This is a genomic window from Chloroflexus sp., from assembly GCF_034435895.1.
GTDB lineage: Bacteria > Chloroflexota > Chloroflexia > Chloroflexales > Chloroflexaceae > Chloroflexus.
In genome coordinates, this window is the sequence record NZ_DAOTWH010000002.1 from 18,569 (window position 1) to 34,329 (window position 15,761).

Consider the following 15,761-nt stretch of genomic DNA (forward strand, 5'->3'; position numbering starts at 1 on the left):
TTATAGTTTCTCATGCTATCACTACTTCCCCTAGTACTGCGTCCTGTAACTCGGCGCGCAGAGCGCGTTTCGGCGCCACATCCACCGGTCGCTGGAAGATTTCTTCGAGGTAGAGCGCCAATCCGATGACGTCGAATACATCTGCGCTCTCAGCAAAATCCGCTAACAGGTCAATATCACGCGTGGCAGTCTGTTCGCCGCGCGCAAACGACCCGAAGAGACCGATTGCCGCGGCTTTATAGCGTGTGGCAATGATTGGTTGCAGCTCTTTTAACGTGGCGAGGATCGTTTCGGCGTTGAGCATTGGGATTGGCTGGTTTTATCTGCTACTCGAACTACTATAGGATGGCCCCATCCGCGTGTCAAGCAATCCCACCATCGTCTCTCTGCGTAAAGAGCGCAGCTTCCCCCTGAAAGCGCTTTCACGGTTTTGTGCAACTGATTCGCGCTTTTTGAAAAGCCAGCGCAGCGCTGTTTCGGTACTATACGGGTAGTTGGAAGCGTTCCCAGTCAATGGTGGCAAGCGATGAATATCACCCTTGACGACATCGCCCGGCGAGCCGGGGTTTCGCGAGCAACCGCCTCGCGGGTGATCAATAATCACCCGCACGTCAATTCGGTGGTGCGCGAGCGGGTGTGGCAGGCGATCCGCGAGACGAATTATCAGCCTAATTTACCGGCGCGCTCGTTGGCCAGCCGCCGCTCGCAGGTGATCGGGATCATTATTCCGCAGCCGATCCATACCCTCTTTGCCGATCCTTACTTTCCGCTGCTGATCGAGGGGATTGCCCACGTCTGCAATGAACGGCAATTTTCGATTATGCTCGATCTGGCCACCACAACTGACGGCGACCCGTATCGACACCTTGGCCGGCGCGGGTTTCTGGAAGGGGCGATTGTCGCTTCGGCGGTCGAAGACCAATTCCTCTTGCAGTGGCTGGCGCAAGAGACGATCCCGGTGGTGTCGGTGGGACGGATTACGTCGCAGCAGACGATTCCCTATGTCGATGTCAATAATCGCCACGGCGCGCGCACGTTGGTCGAGCATCTGCTCTGGCAAGGGTATCGCCGGATTGCGACGATTACCGGCCCGATGAATATTGTGGCTGGCCGTGACCGGTTTGCCGGTTATAGCGATGCGCTGCATGCTGCCGGGTTGCCGGTGTTGCCGGAACTCGTGATTGAAGGCGATTTTAGCGAGCAGAGCGGGTTTATCGCGATGCAAACGCTCTTGCGGCTGGTGCCGATCCCCGACGCGGTCTTTGCCGCCAGCGACATGATGGCGCTCGGCGCGTTGAAGGCGTTGCGCGCCGCTGGCCTCAGCGTTCCCGGCGATATTGGCTTGGCCGGGTTTGACGATATTCCGCTGGCGGCAGCGATGACGCCAGCGCTCACCACCGTACGTCAACCGATCGGTGAATTGGGCCAGACAGCGGCCCAATTGCTGCTCGACCGGCTCACGACCGATTCTCTCACACCCGTGACCCAGCGGGTGATGTTGCCAACCGAATTGGTGATCCGCGACAGTTGCGTTCGCCAGCAGTGAAAGGGGGTGCAAGCGACCAGACGTGAGTCTAGCACTGGGGATGCGGGAGGAGAAGATATCTAGTCATTGCAGATGCCCAACTCGCCCGCCAGTTCAAACCATCTTCGGCACGTGAATAGCAATGGCGACTCATTCCAGAGGAGGAGATTCAATGAAATCGCTGAAACCGCTGCTCGTTAGCCTTATGTTGATCGTGGCCGCGCTGGTCAACGCTGCCTGTGGCAGCGGCGGCGCGACGCCGCCGGCCCAATCCACTAGCGCACCCGCGGCGAGTGAACCAACCGCTGCTGTTGCTCCCACTTCAGCTCCTGCTCCCACTGCTGCCCAAACCTCTAATCGCGTCAAAGTGCGCTGGTTCGTCGGGTTGGGCGCCGGTACCGATGAAGGCGCTATTCCCGGCCAGAATGCCTTTGTCGAGCGGTTTAACGCCAGCCAAGACAAGATCGAACTAGGGCTTGAGATCGTTGACAACAACGTCGCTTACGATACGCTGGCGACCCAGATTGCTGCCGGCAACGCTCCCTGCCTTGTTGGCCCGGTCGGTATTCGCGGACGCGACAGCTTCAAAGGCGCGTGGCTCGACCTGCAACCGTTCATCGAGAAATACAACTACGATCTGAGCGATTTCGATCCGAATCTGGTCAAGTTCTATCAGGTGAAGGAAGAAGGCCAGCTCGGCATTCCGTTCGCGATCTTCCCCTCATTCATCATCTACAACAAAGACCTGTTCGATGAGGCTGGCCTGCCTTACCCGCCCGCTACTCACGGTGCGCCATGGGTTGACGAGAATGGCGTTGAGCGCGAGTGGAACATTGAGACGCTGACCGAGCTGGCTAAGAAGCTGACCGTTGATGTCAACGGCAACGATGCCACCTCGCCCGATTTCGATCCCACCAAGATTGTGCAGTTTGGCTGGATGAACCAGTGGACTGACCCACGTGGCATTGGCACCTTCTTTGGCCCCGGCTCGCTAGTTGATGAGAACGGTAACGCCCAAATTCCCGACAACTGGAAGGCGGCGTGGAAGTGGACGTATGATGGTTGGTGGAAAGATTGGTTCATTCCGAACGGCCCCTACGGCGGCGCCGACTTCCTGCAAGGCCCCGGCGGCCCCTTCTCGTCGGGCAATCTGGCGATGATCCACATCCACATGTGGTACGTGGCGCCGTGGGCCTTGGGTAATGTGGATTTCGATTGGAATCTGGCCGCCACGCCGAGTTACAATGGCACGATTACCGCCAAGATGCATGCCGACACCTTCGGCATCCTCAAAGGTTGCCCTTACCCCGATGCCGCCTTCGAGGTGTTGAGCTATATGCTGAGCGCCGAGCACGTCAATGAATTGCTGACCATTTACGGCGGCATGCCGGCCCGTCTCTCGTTACAAGACAACTACTTCGCCCAGTATAATCAGACCAGCTTCCCCAACAAGACTGACATTAACTGGGATGTGGTGGTGGAAGCGATGGCGTATGCCGACAACCCCAACCACGAGAGTTGGATGCCCAGCTTCCAAGAGACGACCGACCGCTACAACGAGTTCTGGAACTATCTCGCCAATACGCCGGATGCCGATTTTGAGGCGGAAGTCGCTAAGTTGAAGGCTGACCTGCAGAAGATCTTTGACGCAGCGAAGCGGTAATTCTGCGGTAAGCGGCGACTCTGCCGCGAATGGTTCGGCTCCGCACTCAGTGGGAGTTGGGAGCGGAGCCGGACAAACGGAAGAGCTGGTTGACAGACTGATCAACGCAACGACGCGATACGCACGTGAGGCTGAAGACCAGTTTCCCCTCACCTGCGCCAACCCACCGACAAGGAGGCGTGACAATGGCTCCCTTGCCAGAACTGAGTAGCGTATTGCGCAGCCGGACCGCTGCCAAGCAGCTGCGGAAGCTGAGCAAGCTGGAAAAGAAGGAGATCCGCTGGGGTTTATTTTTTATCAGCCCATGGATCATTGGCTTTCTGCTCTTTTACTTGTTGCCGATGCTGGCATCGTTCGGCTTCTCGCTCTACGACTTTAACCCAGCGGTGCCTGATCAAGCGCGCTTTGTCGGCTTCGCCAACTGGCAGCGGGCGCTGTTCCAAGATCAAGAGGTCTGGCTGTCGTTGCAACGCACCTTCCACTTCACCGCCATTTCGTTGCCGTTGTCACTCCTCTTTGCGCTCTTTTTGGCGATTTTGCTTAATTCTGAACACGTGTTGGGGAAGAGTATCTACCGCACGCTGTTCTATATGCCGACTATGATCCCGCTGGTGGCGACGGTGTTGATCTGGAACGGCGTACTCAATGAGCAGACCGGCTGGATCAACGTGATCATCGAGCGGCTGACCGGGATTCGCGCCACCGGCACGCAGGGCTTGCGCTGGCTGGCCGACCCCAATCTGGTCTATTACGCCTACACCATGTTTGGCCTGTGGGGGGTCGGTAACGCGATGATCATCTTTCTGGCCGGCTTGCAGGGCGTGCCGACCGAGCTCTACGAAGCGGCCCAGATCGACGGCGCTAACTGGTTTCAGCGCCTGATCTTCATCACCATTCCGCTGATCACGCCGGTGATCTTCTACCAACTGGTGCTAGGGGTGATCGGTTCGTTGCAATACTTCCTTGCTCCATTTGTGCTCAATGGCGGCACCGGCTTCCCCGAAGGCATGACTCGCTTCTTCATGGTCTACTTCTACAAGCAGTCGTTCAGCTTCTTTAGCATGGGTTACGGCGCGACGCTGGCATGGCTGATGCTGATTATCGCCATGATTATCACGGTTGTGCTCTTTGGCACCTCGCGGCTCTGGGTCTTTTACGCAGGGGAGGAACGGTGATGATACTCTCACGACGCGCGAGCGGCAACGTACTGCCCAAATCAACCCGCGAGGCGATTGCGCGCATCGGTCTGACCAGCCTTGCTCTCGCTGTGCTGGCCCTGTTCTTGATCCCGATGGTCTACGGTATGACCACCGCGGTCAAAACCGATAGCCAAATCGCCAAGACCGGCGCACCGTGGTGGCCGGCGCGGGAACGCACCTTTGAATACGAGGGCAAAGCCTACGATGTCTATTTGGTGCCGGTTGATGGCGAGATCCGTGAATTGGCGCTCTACCGGCCCGGACGCCAGCGCAGCTTGTTTATCGACCCGGAAAATCCGGCGGCGGGGCCGTTTGAGTGGCAAGGCCAGTGGCGGCAACTCGAACGGGTCTGGCAGCTCGATATTCAATGGAGCAACTTTACCCGCGCATGGAATACGATCAACTTCCCGAACCTGTTGCGCAACACGTTGATGTACGCCGGCATCACCACCTTCGGCGCGGTCTTGTCGGCGGCGCTGGTGGCCTACGGCTTCGCCCGCTTCCGCATTCCCGGCAAGAACATTCTCTTTATGATTATGCTCTCGACCGTGATCTTGCCCGGCGCGGTGACGCTCATTCCGACCTACTTCGTCTTCTTGCAGATCGGTTGGGTCGGCACGTGGCTGCCATTGATCGTACCGGCCTTCTTCTCGTGGGGCACCAACGTCTTCTTGTTGCGCCAGTTCTTCCTCGGCATCCCGCGTGATCTGGAAGAGGCGGCTCAAATCGACGGCGCGAGCCCGCTGCGCATCTTCTTCTCGATCATTCTGCCGATGTCGCGCCCGGCCCTGACCGCCGTCGCCCTCTTCCACTTCTTCTGGGCATGGAACGACTTCTTCGGCCCGTTGATCTATCTCGCCGGCCATCCCGATAAGTTCCCGATTACCGTCGGTCTGACCGCGTTCAACAATCTCTATTCGCAGTCAACCAACCTGATTCAGGCCGCATCGCTGATTTCGGCGATTATCCCGATTGTGGTCTTCTTCTTCGCCCAGCGGATCTTCCTTGAGGGTGTGGTGATTACCAATATCGAGAAGTAGGAGTGGGGACGTGATCGCGTTGAGCGGCGGCAGCGTCGCCTAATGCCAGCCATCGTCCCCCAAAACGCACACAGGTGTACCGTGACCTACCTCCGCTCACTGACAATCTGTCTCATAACCGTTGGCCTGCTGCTGGCCGGCTGCGCAACCGCGCCAGCCCCGCCGGAACCGACGCCAACCGTCTCACCATGGACGCTGGTCTGGAGCGATGAGTTCGACGGCGAGGCGCTCAATCCGCGCAATTGGCTGTTTGACAAGGGGGCCGGCGGCTGGGGTAACAACGAGTGGCAATTTTATACTGATCGGCCCGAAAATGCCCGGATCGAAAACGGCGTTTTGGTGATCGAGGCCCGCAACGAAGAGTATCTGGCGTGGGAATACACCTCGGCCCGGATCAAGACCCATTACTTGCACGCATGGACGTATGGCCGGGTCGAGGCGCGTATCAAGTTGCCCCCCGGCGGCAAAGGCATCTGGCCCGCCTTCTGGATGCTGGGTGAGAATGTCGCTACCGCGCGCTGGCCGAACTGCGGCGAGATTGACATCATGGAGAACATTGGCGACCCGACCACCGTGTATGGCTCAGTGCATGGCCCCGGCTATTCCGCTGGCAATGCAATCACCAAATCGTTCACCAGTCCGGTGTCGCTTGCCGATGACTTTCATCTCTACGCAGTCGAATGGGAGCCGGACGAGATCCGGTGGTACGTTGACGACCAGCTCTACCACACCCTGCACCGCGGCCAAACGCCGGGTGAGTGGGTGTTTGATCACCCGTTCTTCATCATTCTCAATCTGGCGGTAGGTGGCAACTGGCCGGGGTATCCCGATGAAACGACCGTCTTCCCGCAGCAGATGTTGGTTGATTATGTGCGGGTGTATCAGAAGAACGAGTGAACGGCTTTGCACCTGCAACAACCAATCTCAGCCATCCCGTACCGCCTTTTTGCGTCTCTTTGCGGCTATTCCAACACACACTTAGAGGAACATCATGACCAATTACATCGAAACTCTCCTTGCGCAACTCACGCTCGACGAGAAGATTGCGCTGGTGGCTGGGGCTGATGCGTGGCACACCGTTGCCATCCCGCGCCTCGGCATTCCGGCGATGAAAGTCACCGATGGCCCCAATGGTGCGCGCGGCGTGAGCCGCAATGGCGCCCATACCTCGGCTTGTTTCCCGATCGGGGTGGCGATGGGAGCGACGTGGAACCCGGAACTAGTGCGCCAGATCGGTGAGGCGCTGGCCGAAGAGACGAAGGATAAAGGCGCGCATATTCTGCTCGCGCCGACGGTCAATATCCATCGCTCGCCGCTGGCCGGGCGCAATTTCGAGTGCTTTTCCGAAGACCCGTACCTTACCGGCGTGATGGCTTCGGCCTACATCACCGGCTTGCAGAGCCGCGGCGTGGGGGCGTGCATCAAGCATTTCGTCTGCAACGATTCGGAATTTGAACGCTTTAGCATCAGTGCTGACGTGGGCGAACGCCCGTTGCGCGAGATCTACCTGCGCCCGTTCGAGCTAGCGATCAAGCAGGCCAAGCCGTGGACGATCATGTCGGCCTATAACCGGATCAACGGCGTCTGGGCCAGCGAAAACCGCCGGTTGCTGGTGGAGATTCTCAAGGGCGAATGGCAGTTCGATGGGTTGGTGATGTCAGACTGGTACGGCACCTACAGCGAGCGCGCCACCAGCAACGGTCTCGATCTGGAGATGCCGGGGCCGGCGCGCTGGCTGAACCGTGAGCATGTGTTGGCGGCGATCGAGCGGGGAGAGCTGAGCGAAGCTGACCTCGACGATAAGGTGCGCCGGCTGTTGCGTACCATCGAGCGGGTTGGCGGCTTTGCCAATCCCACGCCAGCGGCGGAACAGGCCAACGACCGGCCCGCCCACCGCGCGCTCATCCGGCGGGCTGGCGCCGAGTCGATTGTGCTGCTGAAGAATGACGGGCCGGTGTTGCCGCTCGATCCCAAACAACCCCAACCGATTGCCGTGATCGGGGCTAACGCGCATTGGGCCGCGATCATGGGTGGCGGCAGCTCGGAAGTCGCGCCGCACTATGTGGTCACGCCGTTGCAGGGCATCCGCGCGCGCGCCGGCGCGCAGTGCATTGTGGACTATGCGATCGGGACGCCGATCTTCCGCCGCTTGCCCAACCTCGATCCAGAGTGGATTCGGGCGCCCGGCAGCAACCAGTCGGGGGTACGGATCGACTACTTCACCAACCTCGACCTCAGCGGCGCGCCGGTACGCACCGATCACCTCGCAACTCTCGAAGCGAGCTGGTTTGGCGACCAGATCGAATATCTGAACCTTGCCACCTTCGCGGCCCGGCTCAGTTGCGATCTACTGCCGCCGCAGAGCGGGCGCTATCAACTGGGACTGTCGTGCGCCGGTCAAGCGCGGATCTGGCTCGACGACGAATTGGTGCTCGACCAGTGGCACAAAGAGCTGATGGATGGCAGCGAGCGACGCCAGACCATCACCCTCGTGGCCGGCAAGCGTTACCGCTTGGCAGTCGAATTTCGCTGGCCAGTACCCGGCAATTGGCGGGCAGTGCAGGTTGGCCTCTGGCCGGAACGGGAGGATGATCCGATTGAGGAAGCGGTGGCGCTGGCAGCCCGCTCACATGTAGCAATTGTCTTTGCCGGTTTGACCAAAGAGTGGGAGAGCGAAGGCTTCGATCGGATCGATATGGATCTGCCGGGCCGCCAGAATGAACTGATCCGGCGGGTGGCGGCGGTGAATCCGCGCACGATTGTGGTGCTGAATGTTGGATCGCCGTTGCAGATGCCGTGGCTTGATGAGGTGGCGGCGGTGGTGCTGGCGTGGTACGGCGGCCAAGAGGCGGGCAATGCGATTGCCGATGTGCTGTTTGGCGTGGCCGATCCGGGTGGCCGCCTGCCCACCACCTTCCCCAAGCGGCTGGCCGACAATCCGGCCTACATCAATTACCCCGGCGAAAACGGCCACGTGCTGTACGGCGAGGGCTTATTCGTCGGCTACCGCTACTACGACCGCAAAGGCGTCGAACCGCTCTTTCCGTTTGGGTTTGGGTTGAGCTACACTGAGTTTGCGTACCGCAATCTGCGCCTTTCGGCGAACACGATGCGGCCCGACGAGACGCTCACCGTGAGCGTTGATATCACCAACACCGGCCCGCGCCCCGGCGCCGAGGTGGTGCAGCTCTATGTGCGCGATAGCGCGGCCCGCCTCACCCGGCCCGACAAAGAGCTGAAAGGCTTCGCCAAGATCGCGCTACAACCCGGCGAAACAACAACGGTCACGTTCACCATCGATCGCGAGGCGCTGAGCTACTACGATCCGGCAGTGCCGGGGTGGGTGTCCGAACCGGGTGAATTCGTGGCGTTAGTGGGCCGTTCGGCGGCAGACATCCGGCTGAGCGCGCCGTTCGAGCTGGTGTAGCGCCGGATGGCTGTCCGGCTCCGCAGAGAGCGCAAAGGTTTTAACGCAAAGGCGCAAAGAGTATTGGGATGGAGCATCCTCCGCGCTCTCTGCGGTCTACTGCCCGCCCCCAGCGGGGGAGGGATTGGGGTAGGGCAACTGTCAAGGCGCAAAGGAGGCAAGGGCGCAGAGAACGCGAAGGGCGCCAAGATTATTAGGATGGCGTTCTCCGCGCTCTCTGCGGTCCACTGCCCGCCCTCAGCGGGGGAGGGGTTGGGGGTGGGCTCCACATCCATCATACTGGCGGCCACGGCACATGCGGGCCGGGACCGGGCGGGGGGTAGCGGCCGGTGTCAAGCAGGTGATTCAGGCGGCGGCGCAACGCTTTGACCTCAGCCCGATCGAGCAGCATCGATAGCGTCTGCGCCACCTGATCGTTCTGATCGAGCTGCTGGCGAAACACCCGAAACGCCGCCATCACCTCATCCGGTAACGGCTCGCCGACAAAATCCCACAACACGGTGCGCAGCTTGGGTTCGACATGAAAGCAGATGCCATGGTCAATTGCCCACAAGCGCCCATCCTGCCCTTGCAGGCAATGGCCGCTCTTGCGATCGGCATTGTTGACCAGACAATCAAACGCGCAGAGCTGTTTGATCTCCTGCTCGTAGCCGCCCTGCTTCAACATCGTAAACAAATGCACCTCTTCGTCGTTGTCGATGAAGAGCTGCACCATGCCCACCCCATACGGGCCATCGCGCACGACGGTCGGCGGCACGAGATGAAAGCCGAGCGCCTCACTGACCACATACGCCGCCGCCTCGCGCCGGTAGAGCGTGCCGCGCGGGAAATCCCAGAGCGGGCGCTCGCCGCGTTGCGGTTTGTACACCGCCAGCAAGTGCAGATCTTCGTACTCTATGCTGGTCAGTAGCGTGTAGTTGCTGCTGTACGGCATCGCCGCTTCGATGTTCATCTCACCCTGCGCCAACGCCGTCAACACGCGGGCAACGCTCAATTCACGCGAGTGGCTGCGATCAAGCTCCATACCGTCCCCTTGTCGTCTGATGGATTGGTCGCTCAACGCCAAGACGCAACGGCGGCTCAGCTACACACCGGCCCATGGCCGTTGCGGTGCGGGCAGAAATGGCCGCTCGGATCGATCGGGCGACCGCAATTGCCGCAGATCGGGCGTCCGGCGGCGACGACCCGCTCGGCGTGAATGCTCAACGCCTTCATTTGCTCGCGGGTGGCGTAAAACCGGGCCGAGAGCGGCTCTTCATCGTTGCCTTCGGGCATGCCTTGCGCCAGCAACACCACCCGATCGCGCTCGCTATCGTAACCCAAGCCCAATTGATAAATGCGGAATTCCGGCTCCAGCGGCTCTTCGAGGCTCATATCGGCCACGATCAGATCGTCAGAGGTCGCTAAGCGGGGATTCCGTTCGCCGATCGTTTCGAGCAAGCGGTTGATCGCGTTGGCCAACTCGCGGATCTGCTCCTTCTCGGCCAGTAGCGTCACCAGCCGGTTGCCGCGCCGGGCCTGCAAGTAGAACACGCGCCGGCCACGCGGCCCGACCGCGCCGGCAGTGATACGATGTACCGATTCGAGATCAAACGTAAACTCTGACATAGTCCTACGCTGCCTCCGTTGATGACGGGGACGTTGCCGCCGGTTCAGCCGGCGGAGCGGGTGGTTTGGGGCGAAGATGTTCAAGCGATCCGGTCTCATTGTAGGCCAGCAGGCGAGGCCCCATTGGCTCGAAGGCGACGGCGCTCAACGAGCATGGATTGATGACCAGCCGCTGAAACAGATCGATATGCACGCCAATATAATACGCTAACGCCAGCCGGATTAGGTCGGCGTGCGAGACCACTGCGATCAGTTCGCCTTGATGGCGGGCGCGCAGTTGGTCGAGTGCGCTAACCATGCGCATCTGCGCTTCACCAAGCGTCTCGCCTTTGGGGAAGCGGGTGCCGCTCGGGTAGTGTTGCACTCCCGGCCAGAGATCGTGCTTGTACAGCTCTTTCAGTTCGGCCCCTTCCCACTCGCCGTACCGCACCTCGCCGATCTGCTCGACGATCCGCAAGGGCAACCCGCGCGGTTCGGCAATCGCCCGCGCCGTTTCGATACAGCGATCGAGCGGGCTGGTATAGAGCGCCGTAATCGGCAGATCACCCAGCCGTTCGCTTAGCGCCGCCGCTTGCCGCCGTCCCTCTTCGCTCAGATGCACTCCCGGCAGCCAGCCGGCTAGCCGGCCATGCACCCAATCGTTCATCCCATGGCGGATCAAGAGCAACGTAGTCGGACGGCGTTCTTGGTCTGGCACAACTGCACCTATAGTCTTTCAATAATATCGAACAGCACCGTGGCCATGATCAGCTTGCCCCCAGCGGTTTGCATCGTCGCTGATACCATTGCAATATGGTGGGACGGCCCGATGTTAATCTCTGCCTGCTCCATCCATGATACCACGGATACGCCCTGATGATCGCCCGTTACGCCGGGTTCGCGACACTCACCGCCAACGCTGCCGCCAGCTTAGCCGCGTCGAGCGTAAAGGCGCGGCCAAAACCGCCGACATACCGCGCTTCGCGCAGCTCAATTCGAAACAGGGTGAAATCGGGCAAGGCAAAGAGATGTTGCTGGCCGGGCAGTTGGCCCAGATAGCACGCCTGCGCCGCTGGATAATCAGGCGCATCGCGCCCGATTGGCTGGGCCGCGCCTTGCAGCGTTACTCGCGCCAGCGCCTGCGGATCGGTGACGCTGCCCGGCGCAGCGGTGATCAGCAACGAGACGCGCGGTTCGGCCAGTAGATGGCCGGTGTGCGCCGCCAATCGGCTGAGCAGCAGCAAGAGGGTTGGCGGATGCCCATCGCGCCGTTCGACGACGTACAACACATACGAAACAAACGGCGCACCATCGGAAGTGACCGTGCCGAGTGCGGCGGTATGGTTCTCGTCGATCAGCTTGCGCAGCGCTACCTGATCTTCGTGTCGCATGAAGTTACCTCTTTCTGGTTGGTACACATCTGGCTTCTTCCCAACGCTCCCGCTGGGGTGAGGAGGCAAGTTGTGCTATTGATTGTAGCGCATTGACCCTCTGGAGTGCGGCAGTCATACTGCCGCACGTTTGTTATGTGTAAGTAGGATATCTCTTTAGCGCAGCCGCTGACCATTGTGTAGAGAGCCCGGCCCTTCAGGGCCGGGCTAGGGGTACGAAGCCCGCTGCGCGGGCTGATGACCCTTACCCCCGGCCCCCTCTCCCACCTGACGGCGGGAGAGGGGAGCCGCTGCACACAGCCGAACATAAACGCCTTGATGGCCAAATGAGCGCATTTGACACTCTGGCGTGCGGCAGTTATACTGCCGCACAGAGTTCGCTCACTGTCACTACGCTCTTGCCACAATCTCCCATCAACCCAAGTCAACGCAACCCCTTTCCATAACTGATCTCGCCCAACACCGCATCATAGCGTGGCGCCAGCGTTTCCCACCGGTACGGCGCGGCTAGCGCCGGCCAATCGCGTTGGCGCATCTTTGGGAGGTTCGCGATGAGTCGGGCAAGTGCAGCCGGCAAGTCGTCATCGGTAGCGTACAAGCAGTCGCCCTGCCATGCCGGCGGAATCAAATCGGGATAGTTGAGCCGCGCCGGCAAGAGCGGGATGCAGCCGCAAGCCATCGCCTCGACAATCGCAATCCCGAAATACTCTTGGATCGCCGCCGAGACCACAATGTCAGCCTGTTGCAACAATTGGAGATAAGCCGCGCGGGTGGCGGCATAGCCCCAATGGATCGTCTGCGCCTGCCACCGTTCGCGCGCTGCCACCAGATCAGGCATGGTCGGATCAATGTGCTCGCCGGTCACAATCAAGCGAAAGACAATGCCCTGCGCCGCCAGATATTCCAACGCCGCCATCACCACCTGCGGCTGTTTGTCGTATTCCCACCGCGCATTCCACAGAATCACTGGCGACGCCGCGGGATCACGCGGTGGCAGCGGCGGCAGTGGCGGCAGATCGAGGCCGGGTGGCAAGACCTGCGCTTTGGCCGCAATCTGTTCAACCGTCTGCAATTCGTGATAATCGTGATAGCGCCGCAACATCGCCGGCAGCGCTGTCAAAAAGTCGCGACGGTGAAACTCAGAATTGAAGATCACTGCATCGGCGACCAGCGCGCTGGTAAAGTTGATCCACGCAAACGTGTAGTCGCGCTTGCGGCCCGGCGGCAGCGGGTAGGTCAATTGATTTTCGTGAAAGTAGACGGCTACCGGCACGTGGCCCAATTGGCGCTGGGTCAAGGCCCGAAAGGCAGCCACATCGAGCATATCGGTAGTGACAATCAGGTCGGGTACATCATACCGCTCAGCCGCCTGCCGGGCCAACGTTACCGCCCCGCCGCGCATGCGCCAGCGCCAGCCACCGGCTTGGCTCAGCGTGATCAGCGTCACTCGGTGCGCGCTATGAGCGGCATAGCCGCTGGCAACCGCCGCATGCGAACCGCCGTGAAAGGGATCGAGCCACCAGATATGCATAGAATAACCTGCTTGCGAGCGGATGATGGCATATTGTATGCCATCACTGCTCGAGCCGCTTCAAATAAGCATTCACCCCCGTCACGCCCAACTGTGCTTCTAACGCTAGCATGTGGCGCAGCGGGTGGTAATACGGATGGTTTTCATCAAGCATGCGTGCCGCCGCCTTTTGGCTGCCAAGTTGCAACAGGTGCCGGTAAGCCACCCATTCCGCATGCCCCTCGCGCAAAAACTCGTCGCGCAGTAACGGGCATTGCTCGGTTTGCCAAGCGTGAGCGTATTCGTGAGCTGCCGTGATGCGGAACACCAGCAACGGCAAGCCATAGAGCAGATAGATCACGCGAATATGGTTCCGGCGCTGGTAGAGGCCAAGCGTGTTCAGGCCGGGCAATTGCGGGTCACGGAGCTGAGCCATCGTGGGTGCATCAACGAGCCGGAAGGCCACACCGACATTCAACCGTAACCCCATGTCCTCGGCCAGCATACTGGCCGTCTGCTGAAAGAGCTGTTGCGCCTGCGCCGGATCGTAGATCGCAATCGCGTGGCAAGTATCGCACTGTCGCCGCCCATCATGCAAATTCCAAAAGCGATTACCAAGCGGCGCGCCGCAAGTGTCGCACCGTGGCCGGGTCGCGATGCACTGCGGGCAAAACCGGTCAGGCCGGTCAATTAAGACGTAGTAGCCATTGGTTAACGGCTGCCCGCAACTGGCGCAGCGTGTGAGATCAACCGCCATGGGATACCTCAGATGGTACGCAAAGGTCTTGCCGAGCAGGGTGCTGGCATTGCTCATGTATACCATACGGCGAGGCGCTGCGGCGCGGAACTACACGCTCTCGCTTGTCATGGCGAGGGAGGGACGGCCCCCGCGGAGCGCGGGGCCGCCCGACCGAAGCAATCTCCCGCTTCAGCGAACGAGATGTCTGCAGGTTCATGCTCGCAGGGGATTGCTTCGCCGCCTTGGGCGGCTCGCAATGACAGGAGGCGTGCGGAAGGCATGCCTGACGGTCATCGTCCGTGCTCGTGGGGGATTGCTTCGCCGCCTTGGGCGGCTCGCAATGAAAGGAGGCGCGCGGAGCGTATGCCTGTTACCCCTCACCGTGCGGCGGCGGGCCGTCGATCTGCTCGGTCAGCCAGCGCTGCATCAGGTTCAACCCGTTCGGGTGGAGGCTGTGCCCGACCGGGTCTTCGTGGTAGCGGTGGTGTGGCGCATGTTGGGCCAATAGATCACGAGTGGCGCGGGCCTGTTCGACCGGGATGACATCATCGTAGCTGCCGTGTAGTTGCAAGATCGGCAACCGGCCCAACCCTGCCGCTGGCGGATCAGTTGCCAAGGCCGGATCGAGGTAGCCGTTGGCTGCAATCACGCCGGCCAGCTTTTCGGGAATGCGCCATGCCAACGCCAGACTGAGGATCGCGCCTTGGCTGAAGCCAAACAGATAGGTGCGCCGTGGATCGGCACCGATCCGGGCCGGCAGTTCGCTGACAAATTTGATCAACAGATCTACCGCTCGCGCCCGCCCCACCGGATCGGGAATCAGGCGACCGGGAGCGCCGCTCAGTTCGTACCACGCAAACCCGCCCCACGGCAAGGCAATGGGCGCGCGTGCGCTGACAATGTGCATCCGGTCATCGATCAGATCGGCCAGCTCAAACAGATCGCGTTCGTGGCTGCCAAACCCGTGTAACATCAGCAACAAGGGCGCCGGCCCGGCCTCGACCAGCGGGCGCCGTTCAACGGTGCGAATTGTGGTCATGGAATCACCAATTCTTGCCCGACGCGCAGGTTATCGCCTTGCGCCGGGGTCAGATTATTCGCCTGCAAGATCGCTTCAATTGTAACCCCAAACCGTTCGGCAATTGCGCGGAGCGTGTCGCCGGCCTGCACCGTATAGCGGCGCGGCCCGGCGGCAGGCGGTTCCGGCGTTGGGGTCGGTTCCGGGGTTGGTTCCAGTGTCGGGGTTGGCTCCGGCGTTGCTGTTGGCTCTGGTGTCGCCGTCAAGGTTGGGGTCAGCGTTGGCCGCGGGGGCAAGGTTGGCAACGCTGGCGGCGGGGTGACGGTCGGCAAGTCAGGTGCTACGCCGGTGTCAACCGCCTTAGCGACCGGCGGCGACCACGCCGGCAACAAGGTCAGATCGCCGATCCGCAACGGCGGCAACGCCGAACGGGCAATGGTCAGCAGCGCTACCGCCGCGATGAGCAGCAACAATCCTGCCCCTGCCGCCACCCCGGCGCCGCCAATGCGGTTTTGCAGCAGCCGCAGGATGATAGCGCCGATGGGTGGCAGAACGAAAGCCAGCGCCAATAACAACCACAGCATTGTTTCCGATACCACCATGTACGTCCCCGTAGAGAGCCGCACGGCCGTGCGGCTCTCAAGCATTCATTACCCTGAATA

Annotated in this window: 15 protein-coding genes; 6 read left to right on the top strand and 9 right to left on the bottom strand. The window is 60.6% G+C overall.

Annotation, left to right across the window (positions count from 1 at the left end; genetic code table 11):
* Positions 1-10: 10 nt before the first annotated feature.
* Complete coding sequence (locus U9R81_RS00085; protein WP_322493513.1) at positions 11-304, bottom strand: nucleotidyltransferase family protein; 294 nt, start codon at positions 302-304, stop codon at positions 11-13.
* 222 nt (positions 305-526) lie between these two features.
* On the opposite strand from U9R81_RS00085, the gene U9R81_RS00090 reads away from it, so the two are divergent.
* From U9R81_RS00090 to U9R81_RS00115, 6 genes are all read left to right on the top strand, one after another.
* On the top strand, positions 527-1,546 hold the full coding sequence (locus U9R81_RS00090; protein ID WP_322493514.1) for a LacI family DNA-binding transcriptional regulator: 1,020 nt from the start codon (positions 527-529) through the stop codon (positions 1,544-1,546).
* Between the two features lie 151 nt (positions 1,547-1,697).
* Positions 1,698-3,188 carry an ABC transporter substrate-binding protein gene (locus U9R81_RS00095; protein ID WP_322493515.1) on the top strand — a complete coding sequence of 497 codons (1,491 nt, stop codon included), beginning with the start codon at positions 1,698-1,700 and terminating at the stop codon, positions 3,186-3,188.
* Positions 3,189-3,373: 185 nt separating this feature from the next.
* The gene (locus U9R81_RS00100; protein ID WP_322493516.1) at positions 3,374-4,363 is read left to right on the top strand and encodes a sugar ABC transporter permease; all 990 of its coding nucleotides are present in this window, start codon (positions 3,374-3,376) and stop codon (positions 4,361-4,363) included.
* On the top strand, positions 4,363-5,427 hold the full coding sequence (locus U9R81_RS00105; RefSeq protein WP_322493517.1) for a carbohydrate ABC transporter permease: 1,065 nt from the start codon (positions 4,363-4,365) through the stop codon (positions 5,425-5,427). The genes U9R81_RS00100 and U9R81_RS00105 overlap by 1 nt, the downstream gene beginning before the upstream one ends.
* Before the next feature lie 42 nt (positions 5,428-5,469).
* A complete protein-coding gene (locus U9R81_RS00110) occupies positions 5,470-6,324 on the top strand; it encodes a family 16 glycosylhydrolase (protein ID WP_416180920.1) in 855 nt (284 codons plus the stop codon).
* Positions 6,325-6,418: 94 nt separating this feature from the next.
* Complete coding sequence (locus U9R81_RS00115) at positions 6,419-8,854, top strand: glycoside hydrolase family 3 C-terminal domain-containing protein (RefSeq protein ID WP_322493519.1); 2,436 nt, start codon at positions 6,419-6,421, stop codon at positions 8,852-8,854.
* Positions 8,855-9,128: 274 nt separating this feature from the next.
* Here U9R81_RS00115 and U9R81_RS00120 read toward each other — a convergent pair whose 3' ends face one another.
* From U9R81_RS00120 to U9R81_RS00155, 8 genes are all read right to left on the bottom strand, one after another.
* Positions 9,129-9,878: an SCO1664 family protein gene (locus U9R81_RS00120; RefSeq protein WP_322493520.1), complete on the bottom strand. Its 750-nt coding sequence runs from the start codon at positions 9,876-9,878 to the stop codon at positions 9,129-9,131.
* 56 nt (positions 9,879-9,934) lie between these two features.
* Positions 9,935-10,462 carry a DUF3090 domain-containing protein gene (locus U9R81_RS00125; protein WP_322493521.1) on the bottom strand — a complete coding sequence of 176 codons (528 nt, stop codon included), beginning with the start codon at positions 10,460-10,462 and terminating at the stop codon, positions 9,935-9,937.
* A gap of 4 nt (positions 10,463-10,466) precedes the next feature.
* Positions 10,467-11,159 (bottom strand): histidine phosphatase family protein, encoded by a 693-nt coding sequence (locus tag U9R81_RS00130; protein ID WP_322493522.1) that lies wholly within the window; start codon positions 11,157-11,159, stop codon positions 10,467-10,469.
* A gap of 169 nt (positions 11,160-11,328) precedes the next feature.
* Positions 11,329-11,832, bottom strand: coding sequence for a pyridoxamine 5'-phosphate oxidase family protein (locus U9R81_RS00135; protein WP_322493523.1), 504 nt, complete (start codon positions 11,830-11,832; stop codon positions 11,329-11,331).
* A gap of 424 nt (positions 11,833-12,256) precedes the next feature.
* The gene (locus U9R81_RS00140) at positions 12,257-13,363 is read right to left on the bottom strand and encodes a tRNA-queuosine alpha-mannosyltransferase domain-containing protein (RefSeq protein WP_322493524.1); all 1,107 of its coding nucleotides are present in this window, start codon (positions 13,361-13,363) and stop codon (positions 12,257-12,259) included.
* A 43-nt stretch (positions 13,364-13,406) separates the two neighbouring features.
* Positions 13,407-14,156, bottom strand: coding sequence for an LIM domain-containing protein (locus tag U9R81_RS00145; RefSeq protein WP_322493525.1), 750 nt, complete (start codon positions 14,154-14,156; stop codon positions 13,407-13,409).
* Positions 14,157-14,451: 295 nt separating this feature from the next.
* Entirely contained in the window at positions 14,452-15,120 is a 669-nt protein-coding gene (locus U9R81_RS00150; protein WP_322493526.1) for a phospholipase, read from the bottom strand.
* Positions 15,117-15,701, bottom strand: a complete 585-nt coding sequence (locus U9R81_RS00155) for a LysM peptidoglycan-binding domain-containing protein (protein WP_322493527.1) — start codon at positions 15,699-15,701, stop codon at positions 15,117-15,119. The genes U9R81_RS00150 and U9R81_RS00155 overlap by 4 nt, the downstream gene beginning before the upstream one ends.
* Positions 15,702-15,761 lie beyond the last annotated feature (60 nt).